This window comes from Paenibacillus albicereus (genome assembly GCF_012676905.1).
Lineage (GTDB): Bacteria > Bacillota > Bacilli > Paenibacillales > Paenibacillaceae > Paenibacillus_O > Paenibacillus_O albicereus.
In genome coordinates this window covers 3,072,988-3,090,905 of the sequence record NZ_CP051428.1, presented here as the reverse complement: position 1 = coordinate 3,090,905, position 17,918 = coordinate 3,072,988, and the positions used below count along the sequence as shown (strand labels likewise).

Sequence of the window (17,918 nt, the reverse complement as noted above, 5' to 3'; positions counted from 1 at the left end):
CTCACCATGATAATCTGACTCCCGGGAGGTTGGGCCGATGAGAGAGCGCGCTTGGGCTTGCATCAACAACCGCCATGACGCGCCGTCCCATCCGGCTGCTGCGGAGCCGTTTCGCGTCGACGGCCTGTCCGCTTCGGCGGCGCAGCGCTTCGGCTTCATTCCCGTGCAGACATGAAATAGAAGCCTGGCGACCTGTAAAGGTCGCCAGGCTTCTTGCGCGCTCGGGACGTGTTTTTCGCTGAGGATTGAATCATGCTCTCGGCGGCTAGGGGCGACCGGGGGAAGCGGCCGGCTGCACGCGGTTCGATTCCGGCAACGGAAGAACCTCGCTTGGCAGCTGCGGCATGACGCGTCCGATCAGATCGGCCATCTCCTCGGCGAAGCCCTGGATCGGCCGGCCGGCGCGGATGTCTTCTCCAAGCTCCGCGAGCCGTCGGTTTACGTCCATGTCTGCCGTGACGACGGCATTTACGCCGAGCGGATCTTCGCGCAGCGCTTGCGCGACGGCATACTTGATCGTGCCGACTTTGGAGCGCTCCACGCTGCCGCCGACGTCGATGCCGACCACAGCCGTTTTTCCGGCAAGGACGCAATGCGCCTTCTCCACGCCTTCGACTCGTGAAGCCAGCTCCTCCAGCCGTTTGGCGGCCTGGGCGGAACCGATCGTCTTCTCGCCTTCCGCATGGGTCTGTTGGGAGCGCACCGCCGCACCGCCGGCAGAAGGAGGGGCGGCATCGCGGGTTGCGGCCGTGCCGCAGCCGGCAATCGCCAAGCAAAGCAACGCAGCAGAAAGCAGCCATTTTCTCATTTCGGGACACCAGACCTTTCCTCTAGCCTTAATCTCTGCAACCGATCCTAGTTTGTCCCTGTTCCGGAGGACTATGCTCGCCGTCTTTCGGAATCATCCGGCGCCAGGAGGGATCCTCATGACAAAAATCTTCGTATTGGATACGAATGTGCTGCTTCATGATCCGCAGGCGATCTTTTCGTTCGACGACAACGAGGTCATCATCCCGGCGGTCGTGCTCGAGGAGATCGATTCCAAGAAAAGGCTGGCGGATGAGCTCGGGCGCAACGCCCGCCATGTCTCGAGGCTGCTTGACGGGCTGAGGGAAAACGGCCGTCTCCACGAAGGCATCGCGACTCCGCGCGGCGGCGTGCTGCGCGTCGAGCTCAACCATCGGAGCTTTGTCCGCGTTCAGGAAATGTTCGGGGAGATGTCGAACGACAACCGCATCCTCGCCGTCGCCCTGAATTACCATATGGAAGAAGAAGAGAAGGGCTCGAAGCGCGATGTCGTGCTCGTGAGCAAGGACGTGCTGGTGCGCATCAAGGCGGACGTGCTCGGCCTGCAGGCGGAGGACTACCTGTCCGACCGCGTCGCGGAGCCGTCCGACGTCTACACCGGTACGGCGACGCTGTTCGTCCATCCTTCGGTCATCGACGAGTTCTACTCCTACCGCTTCCTCAGCGTCAAGAGCCTGCAGCTGAGCTCCAGGCTCCATCCGAACGAGTTCATCATCCTGCGCGACGAGCTGGGCACGTCCAAGAGCGCGCTGCTCAAAGTGAGCCAGGACGGCGCGAGGCTGGAGCCGCTCTACATGAGCAACGATCCCGTATGGGGCATCACGGCGCGCAACGCCCAGCAGCGCATGGCGCTCGAGCTGCTGCTCAGCGACGACATTCCGCTCGTCACCCTCACCGGCAAGGCCGGCACCGGCAAGACGCTGCTCGCGCTGGCCGCCGGACTGCTCAAGATCGAAGACGAGCATAAGTACAAGAAGCTGCTCATCGCGCGCCCGGTCGTGCCGATGGGCAAGGATATCGGCTACTTGCCCGGGGAGAAGGAGGAGAAGCTGCGGCCGTGGATGCAGCCCATCTACGACAACCTGGAGTTCCTGTTCGACACCAAGAAGTCCGGCGACATCGACAAGATCCTGATGGGGCTCGGCAGCATCCAGGTCGAGGCGCTCACCTACATCCGCGGCCGCTCGATTCCAGGGCAGTTCATCATCATCGACGAAGCGCAGAACCTGAGCCGGCATGAGGTCAAGACGATCGTCTCGCGCGTCGGAGAAGGCAGCAAGATCGTGCTTATGGGCGATCCCGAGCAGATCGACCATCCTTATCTCGATTCGATGAGCAACGGCCTGTCTTATATCGTGGAGAGCTTCAAGAAGGAAGGGCTGAGCGGGCATATCAACCTGGAAAAGGGAGAACGCTCCAAGCTGGCCCAGCTGGCGGCGGACCTGCTTTAAGATCCGCAATGAAATAGGCCGAAGGCTTCAGATCGCTGAAGCTTTCGGCCTGCTTTTTGCTTCGGCAAGGAAGACAAGTCCCGATTCTTTTGATAGGATAGGAGGATAGAGATCAGAAGGGGAGACCGAGGAGGACAGGACCCTGGAACGTAAAAAGTGGATGATTCTGCCCGGCGCCGTCGTCTTATGCGCGCTGCTGCTGCTCGTTCAGGAAGGACCTTCCCCGGTTTCGCTGCTTCCGCAGCCGGCGGACCAGCCTTCGGGAGGAATCGACCGCCCGCAGGACGGCAGCGGAGAGAGCCGAGAGGCAAGGCTGCGTGTAAGCGTTTCCCTCGGTCCGGAGGCGCTTGCGGCCTTGGAGAGCATCACGGAGGAATGGGAGAGCCTTCATCCCCAGTGGCAGGCCGAGCTCATCGCGGTGGATGCCGCAGGGGAACGAGGCTCGGAAGCAGGCGCGCAGCCCGCCGACATCCGGCTGCTTTCGAACCGCGACAGCCTGCGCTGGGCTTCGGCGGGCAAGCTGCTTCCGGCGGACGGCCTCGTGCCACAAGACGGCGGCTCGGCCTCGGCTGCGGAGGCGAGTCCGTTCGCTCAGGAGCTCCGCTGGCGCGGCTATGCTTGGGGGACTCCGGCCTATGCGGATCCTCCTGTGCTGATCTGGAGCCGCGAGGCGCTGCATGCGGCCGGCTGGAGCAAGCCGCCCGCAGCCTGGGCCGAGCTGGAGCGGCTGCGGGCGCAGGCGCCGGAGCGCGCGGCGGCGGCGATTCCTTCTGCCGACGGCGTTCATGCGCTCGCTTGGCTGGCGCGCTGGCACGGGGAAGGCGCGCCGCTCGATCCGGCTCGGCTGGAGGCGTCCGTGCTGCCCCGGCCGGCGCCTCTGCAAGCGCCGGACCTCACGGCTGCCGGAAGCGCTGCGGCCGCCGTCGAGCTCGTTCGCGGAGGAGGCAGCTTCTCGGCGGTCGTGCCCTTGTCGTATTATCGCAGCTATGGCCTGGGCTCGGAGTTCGTGGCCGATGAGAGCCTCTCTGCCGCCGCCCCTCTGTCCGCGCGGGGCGGGTATGGCTACGTGATCGCTTCCGATACGGAGTTTCCGGCCGCCGCCGGGTCCTGGATCGCGGCCGCGACCGCTCGCAGCGCCCAAGAGCGCTTGCGCGAGGCGGGCGGCCTGCTTCCGGCCAATCCCGGCTTGTATGCGGCTGCAGAAGGCGCCGAGGCGGGCTTGCCTCTTTCCATCTGGAAGCAGGCGATTTTTCCAGAGGAGGGATCGAGCGGGAAGCCCGAGCTTGGCCGCTTGCTTCCGTTCGAGCCGCTGTGGGCGGCCTATGGAGCTTCTGCCGGCGCGATGAGTCCGCATCAGCTGGCCCAGGCTTGGAAGCAGTCGATCGAGGGTTCGTCCTAAGTCGGCCTCATCTCAGGCATTAGGCCGCATCCCCGCAGACGAAATGGTTTTTCAAAGCCAGCCAAGGCCGTTTCCGGCGTCGCAGACGCGATCGGAAACGGCCTATTCGGCTTATAGCGAGAACTTGAAGCGCAGCCTCAGCTCATGCGCCTCGATCTGGACGGAATCGATGCGGACGAACGAGATGAGCTTGCCGGGATAAAACCCGAGATTGAACGACTGCTCCAGCTCCTCGATGGTCGATTGCGGCAGCTCAAGCCCGTTGAAGCGCAGTCCTCCGATGCGGAAGCGGATGCCGTTCTTCGGCTTCTCGACGACCTCGTATCGTCCGGTTGCCTCCAGCTTGAGCTGGCCCTCGCTGCCGCTGGCGGCGACCTGTCCGTTTTCGAAGACGAACCGGAACGAGGCAAGCGCCGGGTCCTGCTCCTGCAGGAAGCGGTTCAGCGTATCGTCCGGCAGCGTCAGCGCATAGCCTCCGGCATCGAGCTTCAGATGCTCCGGATGCTCTTTCAGCCAGTCCGGCAGCTGGTTCATCGCCTTGGCAAGCGCTTTGAAGTACGAGCGAAGCTTGTCGCGTCCTTCGGTCTCCCACAGCTGCTGAACGGACTCGATGCGGCTGCGGGCCTGCTCGGGATCGTCGCTCTCCGCGATCCGCAGCTCCAGCTGCTGCCGCAGGCCGTCCAGCTGGCCTCGCCGCTGCGTCAGCTGCAGCTCCAGCGCGGCGAGCTTCGCCCGCTCCTGGTCCAGCTGGTCGAGATCCTCGCGCAGGCGCGCGGATCGCTCGCCATACTCGGCGATCAGGGCCCGGTCGCCCCGGAGGACGAGATCGATCAGATCGAGCGCGCGCATCAGGTCGCCCAGGCTGCGGACATGCAGCAGCGCTCCGAGCAGCTTTTCCTGCTTGCCCATGTAATAGCTCGCCAGCGATCGTCCGGCTTGCTGCTTGCGCTCCTGCAGCCGCTCCTCCTGCAGCTCCAGCTCTTCCTCCGAATCCGCGATGCGCTGCTGAAGCTTGAGACGGGATTCCTGAGCGCGGTCCAGCTCCTTGTCGATTTCGGCGATGCGCAGGCTCATTTCGAGCAGCTGCCGCCCGGCATCGACGCTGCCGCCTTCTGCAGGCGACGAGGCGGGAGGGGAGGCAAGCGCATGCCGCAGCGCCGCAGGCGGAGCCGGCAGCTGAAGGAGCGCGGTCAGCAAGCCGAGCCAGAGCGCCAGGCGGGCAGGGAATGATTTCAGCATCGGCGTCCGACAGCCCTCCCCTCTTGTCCGGTGGTCTCTTACCCTATGCCTCCGCGTCCCTCAGAATGCAAACAACCGCCGGGCGGGAGCCCGGCGGTCGGTCGCTTGATGCGTGTCGGATCAGAACGGAAGGTCCATCTCGAAGATGGTCCAGTAGCTGAAGCCCAGGAAGGTCAAGATCATGTAGGCCCAGAACATCAGTATGTACGTCCGCTCCGTGAAGTTCAGGTAGCCCAGGAAGAAGAAGGCGATAGCCTGGAAGAAAAACAGCAGCGAAAACTCGGTCATTTGTCCTGCAAATGCCATGAGGGCGATTACCAGACACCAGAAGCCGAGTACGCGAAACATGCGCGCCATGAAACGAATCCCCCTCTCGTTACGACCAGATAATATGCTAAAGAACATTATAGCGTTTTGGTCAAATACTGTAAACCGCTTTCCCGGGACAAGCCGGATGGAATTTCGCTGCGTCGTCCTTCGCCTATATCGTGGCCCGGGAACGACGTTCTTATGTATGAGCCGCACATTTATTGGATATACATTTTAGTATCAATAGATTCTATGAACTCCTGGGAGGGCATAGAGTGGAAGAAAGCGCGTTATCGCGAGGAGGTTGTAGCGAGAATGACAGCAGTCAGGCAAGATGCATGGAGCCCGGAGGACGACTTGATCCTCGCCGAGGTGACGCTGAGACATATTCGGGAAGGGGGAACCCAGCTCGGAGCCTTCGAGGAGGTCGGAGAGCGGATATCCCGCACTCCCGCGGCATGCGGCTTCCGCTGGAACAGCTGCGTGCGCAAACGGTACGAGGAAGCGATCCAGCTCGCCAAGCAGCAGCGGCAGAAACGGAATTATTTGAAGAAGCAGACGGCGGTCGCCTCGCATGTCTCCGCCGTGGCGGAGCACGATGTCCGTCCGAGCCGAACGGAGGACTCCGCTTTCGGCGAAGACACGATCGCCATCGAGGCCGTCATCCGGTATTTGAAGCAGTGGAAATCGACGTACAGCGATCTGCAGCGGCAAATCAGCCGGCTCGAGAAGGAGCTCAAGCTCCGGGACGACGAGCTGTCCGGCTTGCGCGAGCTGAACCACAAGCTGTCGAGCGACGCGAACCATGCCCAGCTCGATTACCAGTCGGTGAACGACGATTACAAGATGCTGATCCAGATCATGGATCGGGCTCGGCGGATGACGGTCCTGAACGAGGAAGAAGAAGCCCGTCCTCGGTTCAAGATGGACGCGAGCGGCAATTTGGAGCGGATCGAGTAAGCGCAAGCAAGCGCAAGGCGGCAGGTCCTTCGGAAGAAGGAGCCTGCCGCTTCTTTTTGCTGTCCAAGCCTCGTCTTGTCTGCTAAAATCCCTCTGGAAGGAGGAGGACGTGAATGAGGATCGATCTGATCGGCGGAGGTGCCGTGGGCCTGCTGTACGGCTCCAGGCTGGCGCTCGGAGGCGCGCAGGTGCGGATGCTGACGCGCGGCAGGGAGCAGGCCGGGCTGCTGGCGAGGGAAGGCATCCGCCTGACCGGACGGGCGGACGCTGCCGAGGGCGCCCCGGCCGCCGTCGCCGAGGTCGAGGCGCTGTCGCTGGCCGATGCGGCTGCTGCCGAGGCGGCTGCGGGAGGGCGCGCAGGCCGCTGGCATGTGCTGGCCGTCAAGCAGACGGCGATCGGGCCGGAGCTGCTCGAGCTGCTGGCGGCGCTTCTGAGGCCGGGCGACGGCCTGCTCTGCCTGCAGAACGGAATCGGACATCTCGAGCGGCTCGCCAAGGCGCTGCCGGAGGTTCGCCTTTACGCCGGCGTGACGAGCGAGGGGGCGCTGCGGGCCGGCGCCCGCGAGGTCGTCCATACCGGCGAAGGGGAGCTGCATTACGGCCCGGCGCCCGGTTCCGCGGCAGCGGGCCTTGCGGAGGACGCGCTGCTCGGCGGCTGGCGGCAGGCGCTGCGGCAGGCAGGAATCGCGGCGTTTCTGTCGAATGACGTGGAAGATCGCATCTGCCGGAAGCTTCTCCTGAACGCCGTCATCAATCCGCTCACCGCGCTGCTCGACCTGCCGAACGGCCGCCTGCCCGAGCACCCGCAGGGCGGGCGCCTGATGAAGGCGCTGCACGCCGAGAGCCTTGCGATCCTCGTTCGGTCGGGCTTCGCCGCGACGGGCGAGGAATGGGAGCGGCTGCTCGACGTATGCCGCAGGACGGCTGCCAATACGTCTTCGATGCTGGCCGACGTTCGGGCGGGACGGCCGACGGAGATCGACAGCATCAACGGGGAGCTGGCGCGCCTGGCGGCCCGGCACGGCATGCCGGCTCCGCTGAACGAGGCGGCCGCGGCGCTGGTGCATGCGCTCGAATGATGCTTTGCAGAGAGGTCGGGTGAAGCCTTTGTTCCTATGGGAAAGCTTGAAGACGATCTATGCCGTGCTGGCCGCGGTGCCGTTCCTGCCGTTCGCGGCCGTCTATTTCGGCAGCCGCCTGCTGGCGGGCGACAAGGACCGGTCGTTCCGGCTGGCGATGGATGTCACGACGCTGCTGCTCATCGGCTGCGTCGCGGTGCTGTTCAACCGCGTCTTCTCCACTACGTTCGGCTTGTACGGCATCCTGCTCCTGATGCTGCTCGGAGGCGGTTTCATCGGCAACCTCCAGCATCGCCGACGCGGCAAGGTCGATGCGGCCAAAGCGTTCCGGGCCGTGTGGAGAGCGGGCTTTTTCGTCATGAGCCTCCTCTACGTGCTGCTGATGGCGACGGGCATCACGCAGCATATGCTGGGGCTGTAGCCCGGCTTGACGCCGATCTGTTATACTTTCAGTTACGGTTTTGACGGTCGATCCGTCATTGTGTACAATCGTAGCGATAGAGTGGAAGGATTGCGGGGAGGCCGATTCGGGTCATGGACATCGTTCGAATGGAGCTGCCTTTCGGGCAGCCCCTTGCAGATGCATATATAGGGCGCCGCGACTCCGCTTTGGAAGCGCTGTTCGGCTACCATCCGGCGGACGGGCTCTCCTGGCGCAGGCGGCTCGATTATTTGAAAGGCTCGGCCGATCGGCGCGCCGGCAGCACCGAGCTGGCCGGCGCGCTGCGGGCGTTCCAGCAGCCGCTTGGCCTCTCGGAGCCGGCCGAGAGGAATTTGGAGCGGCTCGCGGACGGCGCGCCTGTCGTCGTCGGCGGGCAGCAGGCCGTGCTGTGGACCGGTCCGCTCATGATCCTTTACAAAGCCGTGACGATCGTGCAGGCCGCGCGGGCCGCTTCCGAGCGGCTCGGGGTGCCGGTCGTGCCGGTGTTCTGGATCGCGGGCGAGGATCATGATTGGGACGAGGCCTGCCTCGCCTGCCTGCCGTCGCCCTTGGACGCTCCCGGCCTCCGGAGGCTCGCCGTGCCGCGGCCGTCCGGCGCGGCGACGTCGGTCAGCCGCACCCGGCTCTCCGCCGGAGCCGTCGAGGCGGCGCTCGCCGAGCTGGAGGCGGGACTTGCGGACACGCCGTTCAAGCCGGAGCTGCTGCGCTCGCTGCGCGCCCGGGCGGCCGGCTGCGGGACGCTGACCGAGCTGTTCGCGGCGATGCTGTCGGATTTGTTCGCGGACGAGGGCCTGCTGCTCGCCGACGCGGACCATCCGGCGCTCCGCAGGCTGGAGGGGCCGATGTTCCGCCGCCTGGCGGAATCATCCGGCCCGCTCGCCGAGGCGTACGCCGCTTCGAGCCGCCGGGTGGAGGCGCTCGGCTATGCGGCTCAGGCCGAAGCGGCGGAGGACGCGGCCAACCTGTTCTTGTTCGCGGAGGCGCCGCGAGCCGGCGAGCGCCTGCTGCTGCAGCGGGCCGGCGGCCGCTTCCGTGACCGCCGCGGCCTGGTATCGCTGACGGAGTCCGAGCTGCTGGAGCTGGCGGAGTCTCAGCCGGAGAGGCTGAGCAACAACGTGCTCACCCGCCCGCTCATGCAGGATTACTTGTTCCCGGTGCTCTCTACCGTGCTGGGGCCAGGCGAGATCGCATACTGGGCGCAGACATCCGGTGGTTTCGAGCATCTCGGCATGCAGATGCCCATCGTCACGCCGCGGCTGAGCTTCACGCTGCTGGAGCCGCATGCGGCCAAGACGATGGCCCGCTACTCGCTGGAGCTGGAGCAGGTCGCTGCCGGTCTCGGCGGCGTCAAGGCCGAGCTGCTTGACCGGCAGGGCGCGGAGGACATCCGCAAGAGCTTCGGGCAGGCGCTGCAGGCGATGCGCGAGGCGTACTTGCCCGCGCTGGCGGTGGCCGCCGGACAGGAGCGCGGCCTGGAGCTGCTCGGCCGGACCAACTGGGAGCGGATCGCGCGCGAGATCGGCTACATGGAGGCCAAGACGCTGCAAGCGCTCGAGAACCGCGAGCGCGCGGAGCTGGACCGGCTGACCGGGCTCGAGCTTTCGGCCGCGCCGGAAGGCCGCCCTCAAGAGCGGGTGCTGGCGTCGGTTTATTTCATGAACCGCTATGGCCGCGGCTGGCTCGACCGGCTGCTGGCGGAGCCGTACGAGCCCTGCGCCGAGCACGGCGTCATGCGGTTAGGATAGAGGAAATACCCCCTGGAGAAAAGAGGCAGATCAATGAGCATGAAGGCAAAGGAAGCGAGCATCGTGGCCGATAGAGGCCTCGCGGCGGAAGGCAAGCTGAAGATCGACTGGGTGCAGGCGCATATGCCGGTGCTGAACCAGATTCGGGAGCAGTTCGAGAAGGAGCAGCCGTTCAAGGGGCTGAAGGTCTCGATTTGCCTGCACCTGGAGGCGAAGACGGCCTATCTGGCGAAGGTCGTCCAGGCCGGCGGCGCGGAAGTGACGATTACCGGCAGCAACCCGCTGTCCACGCAAGACGACGTATGCGCGGCTCTTGTCGAGGACGGCATCACGGTATTCGCCAAGTACGACCCCCATCCGCAGGAGTTCAAGGAGCTCATGGTGCGGGCGCTGGAGAGCAAGCCGGACCTCATCATCGACGACGGCGGCGACTTCGCCACGATCCTGCACGGCGAACGGCCGGACCTGATGGAGAAGCTGCGCGGAGGCGCGGAAGAGACGACGACCGGCATCATCAAGCTCAAGGCGCTGCAAAAGGAAGGCGCGCTCAAGTTTCCGATGGTCGCCGTCAACGACGCCTACTGCAAGCATCTGTTCGACAACCGCTACGGCACCGGACAGTCGGCCTGGGACGGCTTCATCCGCACGACGAACCTGATCGTGACCGGCAAGACCGTCGTCGTCGTCGGCTACGGCTGGTGCGGCAAAGGCGTCGCGATGCGCGCCAAAGGGCTCGGAGCGAACGTCATCGTCACCGAGGTGGATGCGATCAAGGCTGTCGAAGCCCACATGGACGGCTTCCAGGTGATGCCGATGGTCGAGGCGGCCAAGCACGGCGACATGTTCGTCACCGTGACCGGCAACAAGTACGTCATCAACGGCGAGCACTATCCCCACATGAAAAACGGAGCGATCCTCGCCAACGCAGGCCACTTCGACGTGGAGTTCAGCAAGCCGGACCTGGCCGCTGTTGCCAAAGAAATCCGCACGGTGCGCAAGAACATCGAGGAGTACCGGCTGCATGACGGCCGCTCCATCTATGTCCTCGCCGAAGGCCGCCTGGTCAACCTCGCCGCCGGCGACGGCCATCCGGCCGAGATCATGGACATGACGTTCGCGCTGCAAGCGGTCGCGCTCAAGTATGTCAACGACAACTACCGGGAGCTCGGTCCGGGCGTCGTCAGCGTTCCGTACGAGCTCGACGAGCGCGTGGCCCGCACGAAGCTCGAAGCGCTCGGCATCCGCATCGATGCGCTTACCGAAGACCAGAAGCAGTACCTGGACAGCTGGTCGTCGTAGACCGGCCCGTCTCCCTATCCGCTCCAAGCCAGACGGCTTTGCCGTCTGGCTTTTTTTGCCGCCAGAAGCTTTTTCCATAAAAATAACAACAATTGACAAATGCGGCGTTTTGTAGCTACGCTTATCTTGGTCCTGGTGCCTATGGCCTAGGTTCGGAGATTCAAGCAGAAGCGGAGGCTCAGCGATGGAGCTGCGCAAGTCGGAGACGGAAGACGAGGGCTTCCTGTACGAGCTCTACGCCTCGGTCCGCGAGGAGGAGATGCGGCTGTGGGGCTTCAGCAAGCCGGAGCGGGAAGCCTTTTTGCGGATGCAATGGACGATGCAGGCCCGCTCTTACGGGCTGCAGGCTCCGGACGCCGACTCGCTCCTGATCTGCATCGGCGGCAGGCGGATCGGCCGGATGCTCGTGCACCGGGCCGGGAGCTTTGTCCGCCTGATGGACATCGCCTTGCTGCCGGAAAATCGGGGTCAAGGCATCGGCACACAGGCGCTGCGGCGGCTGATGGGCGAATGCGGCGCAAGCGGCAAGCCTTTGCTCCTCTCGGTCAACCCGATCAACCCCGCGCTGGCGCTCTACGAGCGGCTTGGATTCTCGCCGCAGCGCAAGACGGAGACGTGCTGGGAGCTTTCCTGGCAGCCTCCTATTCCAAAGTAGCAAAGGAGCAAGCAAGATGAGCGATCAATATGTAGGGGAGATTCGAATCTTCGCAGGCCATTATGCGCCTCAAGGCTGGGCATTCTGCGATGGGCAAGCGCTTTCAATCGCAGGCAACGAGCTGCTGTTCGCCCTGATCGGCACGACGTACGGCGGAGACGGCGTACAGACCTTCTCCTTGCCGGATTTGCGCGGAAGGCTGCCGGTCCATGCAGGGCGAAGCGCGGCCGGAACGAGCTACGTTCTCGGACAGATGGCGGGAGCGGAGAGCGTGACGCTGACGGCGGCTCAACTGCCCGCCCATACCCACACGGTCCAGGCAAACGGCAGCGCGAGCGACGGCGACGATCCCGCAGGGGCGTTCTGGGGGGCGAGCGATGCGCTCAAGCCTTACGGAGCCGGAGCTCCGACCGCGTTCATGGCGGCAGGTGCCGTATCCGCCGTCGGAGGCGGACAAGCCCATGGCAACATGATGCCGTATTTGGCATTCAACTTCATCATCGCGCTGCAAGGACAGTACCCCCCGCAAGACTGAAGGTTCCTGCTCAATCACTTCAAGGAGGCAAGAATATGTCCGAACCCTATCTGGGCGAAATCCGTCTGTTCTCGATACCCTATGCGCCAAAGGGCTGGCTGCCTTGCAATGGACAGCAGCTGTCGATCCAGCAAAACCAGGCTTTGTTCAGCCTGCTCGGAACGATCTACGGCGGCGATGGCGTCAGGACTTTCGCGCTGCCGAACCTGCAAGGCAGAGCTCCGCTCCATCCCGATCCCGCCCATAGGCTGGACCAAGGCCAGACGGGAGGCGAGGAGGCGCATGTGCTGACGCCGGCGGAGATGCCGGTCCATCGGCATCAGGCCTACGGCGCTTCGACAGCGGCTACCTCCAGCTCGCCGGCGGGCAGCGTCTGGGCCAAGCCGTCGGCCAACGACTATGCCGCGGCCGCGACCGCGTCGATGAGTCCGGCCGCGCTCGCGACGGCAGGCCAAAGCTCCGCTCACGGCAACATGCAGCCGTATACGGTCATCACGTTCTGCATCGCCGTCACAGGCCTTTACCCTTCACGAAACTAGGAGGCATCATATGGATCCTTATATCGGAGAAATTCGAATGTTCGCCGGCACGTTCGCGCCGAGGGGCTGGGCGTTCTGCGACGGCACCCTGCTGGCGATCCGGGCCAATACCGCGCTTTTTTCCATCCTGGGCAACATCTACGGCGGGGACGGGATCACGACGTTCGCCCTCCCCGACCTGCGCGGCCGAGCGCCGATGCACAAGGGGCAGGGGCCAGGCTTGACGGAGCGGCTCCTCGGTCAGATGGGTGGCGAACAGGCCGCTGTCCTGACGGAAGCGCAGCTGCCGCCACATACCCATGCTCCCGCCTGTCAGTCGGCGAGCGGCAACTTGGCGAGCCCGGAAGGGGCGGTATGGAGCAAAACGACGGGCCGCAGCGGCCCGCCCGCCTATGGCGCCGCGCCCAACGCGCCCATGAACCCGGAAGCGATCGGCGCTGCCGGCTCGGGCCAGCTCCACAACAACATGCAGCCTTATCTGGGCATTCCCTTCATCATCTGCCTCGAAGGCATTTTTCCGCCGCGCGGCTAGGCGCGGCTTCCAGCGGCGGCGGGCGAGCGATCCCGGCCGCCGACTCAAGCTGAAGGAGGCCTATCCGTGAGAAAATCTTCGATCTGGCTGCTCAGCGTCCTGCTGCTCAGCTCCGCGCTGCCTTATCAAGCCGGCAAGGCGGAGGCGGCGGGCATGAATCAGGAATTCGCTGCCGTCGCCGATACCAACGAAGAAGACGGGATGATGTACGGCACCGAGCCGGAAATGTATATCGGTCGATTGCTTACGCCAGGGGACAACATCGATGCGGTGCAGCGCTCCGCGGTCCGATTCAATATGAGCGCGGTTACCGGCTCCATCACGCAGGCGACGCTGAAGCTGTTCGTCAACTACGACTCCCAGAATCCGAACCAGAAGATCGAGGTATGGGGATCGGCCGACAATGCTTTCACCGACGTCGACGGTCCCGGCAGGCTGCCCGCCTACGACAGCTCCGATAGCAGCGCAGGCAACTACAAGCTGTATCAAGGGCCTATTGCGGACGGGGCCTATATCTCCATCGACGTGACGGAGATCGTCAAGAGGTTCGCCGACGTCAAAACCCACTCCGACGACAACGTGACGCTGGTGCTGACCGGCACGGAGACGCCGGGCATCGACTCCCGCATCTCCGTGGCGGCTCGCGAGAATTCGGCCCGGGCTCCGAAGCTGGAAGTGACGACGTCGATCAATCAGGCGCCGAGCGGGAGCATTTCGATCGCCGGCGGCGCGACCTTTACGAACTCGCTGTCCGTCGCGCTGAATCCGACGGGCAGCGACCCGGACGGCGATCCGCTGCAGATGCAGTTCTCCAACGACGGCACGACATGGAGCGCGCTTCAGCCGCTGCAACCGACGACCGCTTGGACGCTTCCGGCAGGCGATGGAATCAAGACCGTATATATGAGGCTTCATGACGGGAACGACCCCTCGACGGTCATGTCGGACACGATCGTTCTGGACAGGACTTCTCCGGTCGTCTCGGGCGTGTCCGCCGGCGGCATCTACGCAACCGATCGAACTATTACGTTCTCCGAAGGCACGGCCGAACTGGATGGAGTCAGCTTCGCCAGCGGCTCTACCGTCACGGCGGAAGGCAGCCATGCGCTGGTCGTGACGGACGCCGCGGGCAACGTGACGACGGTCTCGTTTGTTCTCGACAAATCGAAGCCGACCGGCACGCTCTCCATCAACGGCGGCGCTGCGGCGACGACAACCGGTTCGGTCTTGCTCTCGGCGACCGGCAGCGACAGCCTATCCTCCGTGGATGCCATGCAGCTTTCATCCGATGGAACGAGCTGGTCGTCCTGGGAGCCTTTTGCGACCTCAAAAAGCTACTTGCTTCCGGCAGGAGACGGCCCCAAAACCGTCTATCTCCGATTGAGGGATGCAGCCGGCAACGTCTCGGATTCCATCTCGGATACGATCGAGCTGGATACGACGCCGCCGGTCGTAGCGGGCGTGACGGAAGGCGGGCTGTACAACGCCGCGCCGACGGTGACGTTCGGCGAAGGCACGGCGACGCTGGACGGCGCGCCGTTCGCGAGCGGCTCGGCGGCGGCAGGCGAAGGCAGCCATACGCTGGTCGTAACGGACGCCGCGGGCAATACGGCGACGGTGACGTTTTTCGTCGATACGGCAAAACCGACGGGCAGCGTGACGATCAACGGCGGGGACGCGGTGACGGGCGAGGCGCAGGTGACGCTGTCGCTGGCGGCGGCCGATCCGGGAGACGCGGCCGCTTCGGGCCTGGAGTCGATGCAGCTGTCGCTGGACGGCACGACGTGGAGCGCGGCGGAGCCGGTCGCGGCGAGCAAGACGGTCGCGCTGCCGGCGGGCGATGGGGAAAAGACCGTCTACGTGCGGTACATCGACAAGGCGGGCAACGTCTCGGAGTCCATCTCGGATACGATCGAGCTGGATACGACGCCGCCGGTCGTAGCGGGCGTGACGGAAGGCGGGCTGTACAACGCCGCGCCGACGGTGACGTTCGGCGAAGGCACGGCGACGCTGGACGGCGCGCCGTTCGCGAGCGGCTCGGCGGCGGCAGGCGAAGGCAGCCATGAGCTGGTCGTGACGGACGCCGCGGGCAATACGGCGACAGTGACGTTTTTCGTCGATACGGCAAAGCCGACAGGCAGCGTGACGATCAACGGCGGGGACGCGGCGACGGGCGAGGCGCAGGTGACGCTGGCGCTGGCGGCGGCCGATCCGGGAGACGCGGCCGCCTCGGGCCTGGAGTCGATGCAGCTGTCGCTGGACGGCACGACGTGGAGCGCGGCGGAGCCGGTCGCGGCGAGCAAGACGGTCGCGCTGCCGGCGGGCGACGGGGAAAAGACCGTCTACGTGCGGTACATCGACAAGGCGGGCAACGTCTCGGAGTCCATCTCGGATACGATCGAGCTGGATACGACGCCGCCGGTCGTAGCGGGCGTGACGGAAGGCGGGCTGTACAACGCCGCGCCGACGGTGACGTTCGGCGAAGGCACGGCGACGCTGGACGGCGCGCCGTTCGCGAGCGGCTCGGCGGCGGCAGGCGAAGGCAGCCATGAGCTGGTCGTGACGGACGCCGCGGGCAATACGGCGACAGTGACGTTTTTCGTCGATACGGCAAAGCCGACAGGCAGCGTGACGATCAACGGCGGGGACGCGGCGACGGGCGAGGCGCAGGTGACGCTGGCGCTGGCGGCGGCCGATCCGGGAGACGCGGCCGCCTCGGGCCTGGAGTCGATGCAGCTGTCGCTGGACGGCACGACGTGGAGCGCGGCGGAGCCGGTCGCGGCGAGCAAGACGGTCGCGCTGCCGGCGGGCGACGGGGAAAAGACCGTCTACGTGCGGTACATCGACAAGGCGGGCAACGTCTCGGAGTCCATCTCGGATACGATCGAGCTGGATACGACGCCGCCGGTCGTAGCGGGCGTGACGGAAGGCGGGCTGTACAACGCCGCGCCGACGGTGACGTTCGGCGAAGGCACGGCGACGCTGGACGGCGCGCCGTTCGCGAGCGGCTCGGCGGCGGCAGGCGAAGGCAGCCATGAGCTGGTCGTGACGGACGCCGCGGGCAATACGGCGACAGTGACGTTTTTCGTCGATACGGCAAAGCCGACAGGCAGCGTGACGATCAACGGCGGGGACGCGGCGACGGGCGAGGCGCAGGTGACGCTGGCGCTGGCGGCGGCCGATCCGGGAGACGCGGCCGCCTCGGGCCTGGAGTCGATGCAGCTGTCGCTGGACGGCACGACGTGGAGCGCGGCGGAGCCGGTCGCGGCGAGCAAGACGGTCGCGCTGCCGGCGGGCGACGGGGAAAAGACCGTATACGTGCGCTACATCGACAAGGCGGGCAACGTCTCGGAGTCCCTCTCGGATACGATCGAGCTGGACACGACGCCGCCGGTCGTCAGCGGAGTCGCGGACAAAGGCGTCTACGACTCCGCCGTCTCCATCTCCTTCAACGAGGGAACGGCAACGCTCGACGGCAAGAGCGTTGATAGCGGAGTCAAGGTCGACGCATGGGGCAGCCATACGCTGATCGTGACCGATCGGGCCGGCAACCGGACGACGGTTGTGTTTACGCTGCAATCTCCTTTCGTGCCGAGCCTTCCGGCCCAGCCGCTTCCTGCCGCTGACGCCGGCGCGGAGCTGAATAGGCTCGTTCAGGCCTTCGGCAGCGGCGAGATCAGGATCGCCGGAGAACGGCGGACGGCAATCGTCACGATGAGTCCGCTCAAGATCGAAGGGCTGCTGGCAGGCATGGCCGCCGGCAGCGTGCTGTCCGTGCCGGCGGCGCCCGGTATGGATGCCTCGACGCTTGCGCTGGACGGCAGCAGCGCAACCCTGCTGGCAAGCCGGAACATCCGGCTCTCGGTCGAGACTCCGGCCGGCGCCTTTGCGATTCCGACCGCCGAGCTGAAGGCGCTGCTGGACCGCTTCGGACCGGACGCTTCTCCGTCAGAGGTCCAGCTGCGGGTCGAGCTCGTTCAGCTGGCGGGCGAGCGGCTCCCTCAGCCGAACGCGAGCGCCGGCGTGGAGTTGCTCTCCGGAGGCTTGGAGGCGCGCGTGTACGCGGCTTACCAGGGCCGCGAGATCGTCGCGGACCGCTTCCAGCTGCCGATGGAGCTTCTCTTCGCGCTCCCGGCCGGCGTCAATTCCGGCCGAATCACGACGGCGGTCGCCTTTGGCCCGAACGGCGTCCTTCATCATCTGCCGACAAGGGTGACGCAAAAGGACGGCGTCTACTATGCGGCCGCCACCAGCTATGCGGGCGGCCTGCAGGGAGTCGTGCATCATGAGGTCCGATTTGCAGACACGTCCGGTCATTGGGCGGACAGCAGCATCGCCAATATGTCCAGCCGCCTGATCGTGCAAGGAGCTCCGAACGGCCAGTTCCGTCCGAATGCGCCTGTGACGCGGGCAGAATTCACGGCGATGCTCGTCCGCGCCTTCGGACTGTGGCAGCCGGAAGGCACAGGCGCCTTCAAGGATGTAGGGAAGTCGGCCTGGTACAAGGACAGCATCGCTTCCGCCATGGAGCGAGGCCTCGCAGGCGGCTATGGCGACGGAACGTTTCGTCCGAACGCCGGCATTACCCGCGAGGAAGCCTTCGCGATGCTCGGCAAGGCGATGCGTCTCGCCGGCATGGACGGGGAGCTGTCCGCCGAAGAAGCGCAGCAACGGCTGGACGGCCTAGGCGATGCTTCCGCGCTCAAGAGCTGGTCGCGCAGCGCGATCGCGCTGGCGCTCAAATACGGCATTCTCAAAGGCGACGGAGGGCAGATCAAGCCTTCCCGCGACTTGACCCGAGCCGAAACGGCGGTTTTGATCGAGCGGCTGCTTCAAGCGTCGCGCCTCATCGACGGCCCGCCTTCCGCTTGAGCGGAGGAGCCTCGGAGCTGTACGCCAGCGGCAGCTTGCCGCCGCATGGCGGCAA

16 protein-coding genes are annotated in these 17,918 nt (G+C 65.2%); 13 read left to right on the top strand and 3 right to left on the bottom strand.

Features of this window, described 5'->3' with window-relative positions:
- The first annotated feature begins 37 nt into the window (after positions 1-37).
- Positions 38-175, top strand: coding sequence for a hypothetical protein (locus HGI30_RS13760; RefSeq protein ID WP_168908080.1), 138 nt, complete (start codon positions 38-40; stop codon positions 173-175).
- 90 nt (positions 176-265) lie between these two features.
- Here HGI30_RS13760 and HGI30_RS13755 read toward each other — a convergent pair whose 3' ends face one another.
- Positions 266-808: a YhcN/YlaJ family sporulation lipoprotein gene (locus tag HGI30_RS13755; protein WP_168908079.1), complete on the bottom strand. Its 543-nt coding sequence runs from the start codon at positions 806-808 to the stop codon at positions 266-268.
- A gap of 118 nt (positions 809-926) precedes the next feature.
- Between HGI30_RS13755 and HGI30_RS13750 the strand changes: the two genes are divergently transcribed.
- Together HGI30_RS13750 and HGI30_RS13745 are read left to right on the top strand one after the other, a co-directional pair.
- Entirely contained in the window at positions 927-2,258 is a 1,332-nt protein-coding gene (locus HGI30_RS13750; RefSeq protein ID WP_168908078.1) for a PhoH family protein, read from the top strand.
- A gap of 160 nt (positions 2,259-2,418) precedes the next feature.
- Complete coding sequence (locus HGI30_RS13745; protein ID WP_168908077.1) at positions 2,419-3,657, top strand: type 2 periplasmic-binding domain-containing protein; 1,239 nt, start codon at positions 2,419-2,421, stop codon at positions 3,655-3,657.
- Positions 3,658-3,768: 111 nt separating this feature from the next.
- Here the strand turns inward: HGI30_RS13745 and HGI30_RS13740 are convergent, their stop codons facing one another.
- Positions 3,769-4,896 (bottom strand): hypothetical protein, encoded by a 1,128-nt coding sequence (locus HGI30_RS13740; RefSeq protein WP_168908076.1) that lies wholly within the window; start codon positions 4,894-4,896, stop codon positions 3,769-3,771.
- Positions 4,897-5,016: 120 nt separating this feature from the next.
- Complete coding sequence (locus HGI30_RS13735; RefSeq protein ID WP_168908075.1) at positions 5,017-5,253, bottom strand: DUF2626 family protein; 237 nt, start codon at positions 5,251-5,253, stop codon at positions 5,017-5,019.
- A 267-nt stretch (positions 5,254-5,520) separates the two neighbouring features.
- Between HGI30_RS13735 and HGI30_RS13730 the strand changes: the two genes are divergently transcribed.
- The 10 genes from HGI30_RS13730 (at position 5,521) to HGI30_RS13685 (ending at position 17,863) form a co-directional block, all read left to right on the top strand.
- Positions 5,521-6,165 carry an RsfA family transcriptional regulator gene (locus HGI30_RS13730; RefSeq protein WP_168908074.1) on the top strand — a complete coding sequence of 215 codons (645 nt, stop codon included), beginning with the start codon at positions 5,521-5,523 and terminating at the stop codon, positions 6,163-6,165.
- A gap of 113 nt (positions 6,166-6,278) precedes the next feature.
- The gene (locus HGI30_RS13725; protein ID WP_168908073.1) at positions 6,279-7,244 is read left to right on the top strand and encodes a ketopantoate reductase family protein; all 966 of its coding nucleotides are present in this window, start codon (positions 6,279-6,281) and stop codon (positions 7,242-7,244) included.
- 19 nt (positions 7,245-7,263) lie between these two features.
- Positions 7,264-7,665, top strand: a complete 402-nt coding sequence (locus HGI30_RS13720; RefSeq protein WP_235680129.1) for a DUF3397 domain-containing protein — start codon at positions 7,264-7,266, stop codon at positions 7,663-7,665.
- A gap of 113 nt (positions 7,666-7,778) precedes the next feature.
- The gene (bshC, locus tag HGI30_RS13715) at positions 7,779-9,431 is read left to right on the top strand and encodes a bacillithiol biosynthesis cysteine-adding enzyme BshC (RefSeq protein WP_168908071.1); all 1,653 of its coding nucleotides are present in this window, start codon (positions 7,779-7,781) and stop codon (positions 9,429-9,431) included.
- A 33-nt stretch (positions 9,432-9,464) separates the two neighbouring features.
- The gene (locus tag HGI30_RS13710) at positions 9,465-10,730 is read left to right on the top strand and encodes an adenosylhomocysteinase (RefSeq protein ID WP_168908070.1); all 1,266 of its coding nucleotides are present in this window, start codon (positions 9,465-9,467) and stop codon (positions 10,728-10,730) included.
- A 184-nt stretch (positions 10,731-10,914) separates the two neighbouring features.
- Positions 10,915-11,385, top strand: coding sequence for a GNAT family N-acetyltransferase (locus HGI30_RS13705; RefSeq protein WP_168908069.1), 471 nt, complete (start codon positions 10,915-10,917; stop codon positions 11,383-11,385).
- Between the two features lie 16 nt (positions 11,386-11,401).
- Positions 11,402-11,920 (top strand): phage tail protein, encoded by a 519-nt coding sequence (locus tag HGI30_RS13700; RefSeq protein WP_168908068.1) that lies wholly within the window; start codon positions 11,402-11,404, stop codon positions 11,918-11,920.
- A gap of 35 nt (positions 11,921-11,955) precedes the next feature.
- Positions 11,956-12,459 carry a phage tail protein gene (locus HGI30_RS13695; protein ID WP_168908067.1) on the top strand — a complete coding sequence of 168 codons (504 nt, stop codon included), beginning with the start codon at positions 11,956-11,958 and terminating at the stop codon, positions 12,457-12,459.
- 10 nt (positions 12,460-12,469) lie between these two features.
- Positions 12,470-12,991: a phage tail protein gene (locus HGI30_RS13690; protein WP_168908066.1), complete on the top strand. Its 522-nt coding sequence runs from the start codon at positions 12,470-12,472 to the stop codon at positions 12,989-12,991.
- Positions 12,992-13,057: 66 nt separating this feature from the next.
- Entirely contained in the window at positions 13,058-17,863 is a 4,806-nt protein-coding gene (locus tag HGI30_RS13685) for an S-layer homology domain-containing protein (protein WP_168908065.1), read from the top strand.
- Positions 17,864-17,918: the final 55 nt, after the last annotated feature.

Bases quoted from the DNA above. Each gene is read 5' to 3' on its own strand.
- HGI30_RS13760 (WP_168908080.1), top strand. From the start codon at position 38: ATGAGAGAGCGCGCTTGGGCTTGCATCAACAACCGCCATGACGCGCCG.
- HGI30_RS13755 (WP_168908079.1), bottom strand. From the start codon at position 808: ATGAGAAAATGGCTGCTTTCTGCTGCGTTGCTTTGCTTGGCGATTGCC.
- HGI30_RS13750 (WP_168908078.1), top strand. From the start codon at position 927: ATGACAAAAATCTTCGTATTGGATACGAATGTGCTGCTTCATGATCCG.
- HGI30_RS13745 (WP_168908077.1), top strand. From the start codon at position 2,419: ATGATTCTGCCCGGCGCCGTCGTCTTATGCGCGCTGCTGCTGCTCGTT.
- HGI30_RS13740 (WP_168908076.1), bottom strand. From the start codon at position 4,896: ATGCTGAAATCATTCCCTGCCCGCCTGGCGCTCTGGCTCGGCTTGCTG.
- HGI30_RS13735 (WP_168908075.1), bottom strand. From the start codon at position 5,253: ATGGCGCGCATGTTTCGCGTACTCGGCTTCTGGTGTCTGGTAATCGCC.
- HGI30_RS13730 (WP_168908074.1), top strand. From the start codon at position 5,521: ATGACAGCAGTCAGGCAAGATGCATGGAGCCCGGAGGACGACTTGATC.
- HGI30_RS13725 (WP_168908073.1), top strand. From the start codon at position 6,279: ATGAGGATCGATCTGATCGGCGGAGGTGCCGTGGGCCTGCTGTACGGC.
- bshC (WP_168908071.1), top strand. From the start codon at position 7,779: ATGGACATCGTTCGAATGGAGCTGCCTTTCGGGCAGCCCCTTGCAGAT.
- HGI30_RS13710 (WP_168908070.1), top strand. From the start codon at position 9,465: ATGAGCATGAAGGCAAAGGAAGCGAGCATCGTGGCCGATAGAGGCCTC.
- HGI30_RS13705 (WP_168908069.1), top strand. From the start codon at position 10,915: ATGGAGCTGCGCAAGTCGGAGACGGAAGACGAGGGCTTCCTGTACGAG.
- HGI30_RS13700 (WP_168908068.1), top strand. From the start codon at position 11,402: ATGAGCGATCAATATGTAGGGGAGATTCGAATCTTCGCAGGCCATTAT.
- HGI30_RS13695 (WP_168908067.1), top strand. From the start codon at position 11,956: ATGTCCGAACCCTATCTGGGCGAAATCCGTCTGTTCTCGATACCCTAT.
- HGI30_RS13690 (WP_168908066.1), top strand. From the start codon at position 12,470: ATGGATCCTTATATCGGAGAAATTCGAATGTTCGCCGGCACGTTCGCG.